This window comes from Blastococcus atacamensis (genome assembly GCF_002938425.1).
GTDB lineage: Bacteria > Actinomycetota > Actinomycetes > Mycobacteriales > Geodermatophilaceae > Blastococcus > Blastococcus atacamensis.
Map to the genome: position 1 here is coordinate 1 of NZ_POQU01000136.1, position 4,900 is coordinate 4,900.

The window sequence follows — 4,900 nt, forward strand, 5'->3', positions numbered from 1 at the left end:
GAACAGGCCCTCGATCCGCTCGGCGGACAGCCCGTGGAGAGCCACCTCCACCGCCGTCGGACCGCTCGAACGCATGTACGAATTCTAGCTGGGATCGCCATCATCCGCAGCACGAATCCCCAGGTCAACGGCTCGTCCACAGATCGCGGCGGGCCTTGACGAGCGCACGACCGTCGGCCAGGTCACTGCTCGGGGAACGGACCAGAGGGAACAGTCGGGGGGCCTCGTGCGCTGGTGGGTAGCGTGGCAGATGTGAAGAAGGTGGCGGTCCTCGACTACGGCTCGGGCAACCTGCGCTCCGCCGAGCGCGCGCTGCAGCGGGTCGGGGCCGACGTCACGGTGACCTCCGACGCCGACGTGGCGCTCGCGGCCGACGGTCTCGTCGTGCCCGGCGTCGGCGCCTTCGCGGCCTGCATGACCGGACTGGACGCCGTCCAGGGGCGCCGGATCATCGGCCGCCGCCTCGCCGGCAGCCGCCCGGTCCTCGGCATCTGCGTCGGCATGCAGATCCTGTTCGAGCGCGGCGTGGAGCACGGCGTGGACGCCGAGGGCTGCGGCGAGTGGCCCGGCGTCGTCGAGCAGCTCAAGGCCCCGGTGCTTCCGCACATGGGCTGGAACACCGTCCAGGCCGCTCCGGGCAGCACGCTGTTCGCGGGCCTCGAGGACGAGCGCTTCTACTTCGTCCACTCCTACGGCGTCCGCGAGTTCCCGCTCGCCGAGGACCGTGCCACCGGCCCGCTGGCGCCGCCCAAGGTGACCTGGGCCGAGCACGGCGACCGGTTCGTCGCCGGCGTGGAGAACGCGGCCCTCTCGGCCACCCAGTTCCACCCGGAGAAGAGCGGCGACGCCGGCGCGCAGCTGCTCACCAACTGGCTGAACAGCCTCGACTGACCCTGGTCAGCTGCGGAGGTAGCTGGCCCCGTTGACGTCGATGATCGTGCCGGTGGAGAACCGGGCCTCGGGGGACGCCAGCCAGAGCACCGCGGCCGCGACCTCCTCGGGTCGCGCCACGCGGCCGTAGGGCGACTGCGCCCGCACCGCGTCCCCGCCGGGGCCGTCGAGGATCTCGCGCGCCATCTCGGTCTGCACGAACCCGGGCGCGACCGAGCCGACGGTGATGCCCTGCGGCGCCAGCGCCTGGGCCATCGACTGCCCGAATGCGTTGAGCCCCGCCTTCGCCGCACCGTAGGCCGGCGTGTTGGGCTCGCCCCGGAAGGCGCCGCGGCTGGTCACGTTCACCACGGCTCCGCCACCGGCCGCGATCAGGTGCGGCACCGCGCGGAACGTGGCGTGCATGGCGCCGGTCAGGTTCACCGCCAGCGTGCGCGCCACGACCTCCTGCCACTGCACCCAGGAGGTCTCCACCGGAGGGTGCGCCGTGTAGACGCCGGCGTTGTTCACCAGCACCTGCAGGCCGTCCAGCGCCTCGGCGGCTTCGTCGACCATCCGGCCCACCGCCTCGGCGTCGGCCATGTCGGCCTGGACGACGACGTGCCCGTTCCCGGGCAGCTCCTCGGCGACGCGGACGGCCGCGTCCGGCGAGCTGCCGGAGTGGACGGCGACCCGGTCGCCCCGGGCGGCGAAGGCGAGCGCGATCGCCCGTCCGATGCCGCGGGAGGAACCAGTGACGAGGACGGCGCGCGACTGGCTGGTCATGACCGACAGTCAACCAGCGGGCCCGGTCAGCTGAGGGTGACCGGGTCCCCGACGCGGACGGTCCCGGGCACCGAACCGACGCCTGCATGCCGAACCCCACGTCGTGCGTGCGGCCCAGCTGCTTCAGGACGGCGGGCTGCCCCGCCCGGGTGGGCTGGTCGGCGTCCACCATGACGCAGCGGGGTATGCCGTCGCCGATCTCGATCACCGCGCCACCGAGCCGCAGCGTCTGCCCGGGGGAATCGGCGAGCGGGCGATCGGCGTCGAGGACCACAGTCGGCCGGAAGCGCCGGACATCGACCGTGATGCGGCACCGTCGTCTCCACCCGCAACCGGACCGGGCCGGCGAGCGAGCCGCTGAAGGCCGCATCGGTCTCAGGCGTACCGGCGACCAGCAACTCGCCGGACGGGCGCCACCACCGGGACGCCGTCGGAGGGCACGGGGCGGCGTGCCGCACAGGGGCCGACGACCCGGCGGAACCGCCGGGTGGTCCTACCGCTGCCGATGCCCCCGTCAGCGGTGCAGGCCGCCCAGCCGCGGTCGCCGGCGACACCTCGCTGAGCTCCTCGCCGCCATGGACGTGACGGGATCCCGGAACCAGCGCGGTGACCTCGCCGATGCGGACGCCCCGACGCCACCGGCCGGCCTGCACTCGGGGGTGGTCGCCGTCACCTAGAGTTCCCCGGTCCAGTCCCGGTGCAGCCCTGGAGGTCGGCGTGCCCGCAACGCGTCCATCCGGGCACGCCGGCCGGCCGGGCCGCCTCGCGGGCCTGCTTCCCGTCGTCCTCCTGCTGGCGCTCGCAGGGTGGACGGTGCTGGGTCTCCAGCCGCCGGACCCGCGGCCGGCCGACGCCCCGACTCCCGAGTTCAGCGCCGAGCGCGCCTTCGCCCATGTGGAGCGCATCGCGGCCCGGCCGCACGTCGTCGGCAGCGCGGCGAGCGCCGACGTCGTCGAGAGCCTGGTCGACACGCTGACCGGACTCGGTCTGGACACCCGCGTCCAGGCCGCCGTCGGCGCGCGGGCCGGCGGTGCGGGGGAGACCCGCATGGCCCGGGTGCAGAACGTCGTCGGCGTCCTGCCCGGCACCGACCCCACCGGCCGGCTCTACCTGATGGCGCACCACGACTCCGCGGAGGCCGGGCCCGGTGCGGCCGATGACGCCGCGGGGGTCGCCGCGCTGCTGGAGTCAGTCCGCGCGATCACGGAGGGGCCCGCGCTGCGCAACGACGTCGTCGTCGTGCTCACCGACGCGGAGGAGGCCTGCCTCTGCGGCGCCGAGGCCTTCGCCGCCTCGCACCCGCTGGCCGGCGGCGGCGTCGTGCTGAACCTGGAGGCCCGCGGCACGAGCGGCCCGCCCGTCATGTTCGAGACGTCGCTGGGCAACGCCGCCCTGGCCGAGGCCTTCGCCGGCGCCGCGGAGCACCCGGTGGCCAGCAGCTTCGCCGTCGAGGTCTACCGCGCGCTGCCCAACGACACCGACTTCAGCGTGCTGCTCGACGACGGCGACTTCACCGGCATGAACACCGCCTTCATCGACGGCGCGGCCGGCTACCACTCGCCGCAGGACACCCCGGAGCGGCTGAGCCGCGCGACGCTGCAGGCACTCGGCGACAACGCGCTGGCCCTCACCCGGGCGCTGGGCGACCGCGATCTCGCCGTCCTGGCCGAGCCCGCGGACGACGACGCCACCTACTTCCCGCTGCCCGGTCGGCTGGTCCGGTACCCGGGCGCCGTCGTGGTGCCGCTCGCCGGCGCCGCGCTGCTCGCGGCAGCGGGGCTGGTGCTCGTGTTGCGCGTCCGGCGGATCAGCTCGCTGCGCCGCACCGCGGGGAGCGCGCTGCTCGCCCTCGCGCCGCTGGGCCTGGCGCCGCTCGCCGTCCAGGGGATGTGGGCGCTGCTCGTCGCGGTGCGCCCGGGCTATGCCTCCATGCTGGACCCGTGGCGGCCCGGGTGGTTCCGGCTGGCCGCGGTCGCCGTCGTCCTGGCGGTCGTGCTGGTCTGGTTCGCGCTGTTGCGCCGTCGTATCGGGCCGGCGTCGCTGGCCGCGGGCGCGCTGGTGTGGCTCGCGGTGGCCTCGGCGGTGCTCGCCGCCGTGGCGCCGGGCGGCTCCTACCTCGCGGCGTGGCCGGCGCTGGTCGGCGCACTGACCGGCATCGCGGTTGCGCTGACCTCCTCGCGGGTCGCGCGGGTGGTGGCCGCGCTGCTGACCGGTGTGACGGCGGTGCTGGTGCTCGCGCCCACCGCCGCCCTCTTCTTCCCCGCGCTGGGCCTGTCGCAGGCGGTCGCGCCGTCGGTCGTCGTCGTCCTCGCCGGGCTCGCCCTCCTGCCGGCCCTGGAGCTGCTGTTCCCCGACCCGGAGGCGCGCCGGCCGCTCGGCGCTGCCCTGGTCCCCGGCACCGCACTCTTCGTCGCCGGCTTCTGCGCGGCCGCCGGTCTGGCGGTGGACCGGTTCGACGCCGCCCACCCCGTTCCCAGTCGGCTGGCCTACCTGCTCGACGCCGACCGGGGCGAGGCCCGCTGGGTGAGCACCGAGACCTCGCCCGGGGAGTGGACCGGTCGCTTCGTCGACGGGCCGGGCAGCCTGGGCGCCGACTACCCGTACCTGGCCGGCCGGGACGTGCAGACCGGCCCGGCCGAGGCCGCCGACCTGGCTGCGCCGGAGGTCTCGGTGGTCTCCGACGACGTGGTCGGCGGCCGCCGTGAGATCACCCTGCGGATCACGCCGCGGCGGGACGACGTGCGGCTGCTGGACCTCGAGCTGACCGTGGAGGGCGGCACCGTCGTCCGGGGCCGGATCGGCGGCCGGGCGGTCGGCGAGGACGCGGCGGGGGAGGACCGGCTGCGGATCACCTTCTCCGCACCGCCCGCCGAGGGGCTGCAGGCCGGTTTCACCGTGGAGGGCGACGGGCCGGTGCGGCTGCGCGTCACCGATGCCAGCGACGGGCTGTCCGGCCTGCCCGGCTACCAGCCGCGGCCCGAGGGGGTCGACGTCGCGGGCACCCACGGCTCGGACCTCGTGCTGGTCACCTCGGTCACCGAGCTCGGCTGACCCTCACCAGGAGCCGCGGTGCACGACCTCGTCGACGCCCCGGCGGCCCCGCTTCAGCGACGGAGACCGCCGGTCCTCGGTCCCTGGATAGCCGACCGACACGCAGCCGACCGGCCGGTACTCCGCGGGGACCCCGAACGCCGTCCGGAAGGCATCGACGCGCTCGGCGGGGACGCCGAAGAAGCAGGCGCCG

The 4,900-nt window shown here is 75.5% G+C and carries 4 protein-coding genes; 2 read left to right on the forward strand and 2 right to left on the reverse strand.

The genetic code is table 11. From position 1 onward, the window contains the following. Positions 1-252 precede the first annotated feature (252 nt). Complete coding sequence (gene hisH / locus C5508_RS18810) at positions 253-891, forward strand: imidazole glycerol phosphate synthase subunit HisH (RefSeq protein ID WP_104526437.1); 639 nt, start codon at positions 253-255, stop codon at positions 889-891. 6 nt (positions 892-897) lie between these two features. Here hisH and C5508_RS18815 read toward each other — a convergent pair whose 3' ends face one another. Further along, a complete protein-coding gene (locus C5508_RS18815; protein WP_104526438.1) occupies positions 898-1,656 on the reverse strand; it encodes an SDR family NAD(P)-dependent oxidoreductase in 759 nt (252 codons plus the stop codon). A gap of 717 nt (positions 1,657-2,373) precedes the next feature. Between C5508_RS18815 and C5508_RS18825 the strand changes: the two genes are divergently transcribed. After that, positions 2,374-4,707, forward strand: coding sequence for a M28 family peptidase (locus tag C5508_RS18825; protein WP_232797297.1), 2,334 nt, complete (start codon positions 2,374-2,376; stop codon positions 4,705-4,707). 3 nt (positions 4,708-4,710) lie between these two features. Here C5508_RS18825 and C5508_RS18830 read toward each other — a convergent pair. After that, the coding region (locus C5508_RS18830; protein ID WP_456297902.1) for a nitroreductase family protein at positions 4,711-4,900 on the reverse strand (190 nt) is incomplete at its 5' end.

Bases quoted from the DNA above. Each gene is read 5' to 3' on its own strand.
- C5508_RS18815 (WP_104526438.1), bottom strand. From the start codon at position 1,656: ATGACCAGCCAGTCGCGCGCCGTCCTCGTCACTGGTTCCTCCCGCGGC.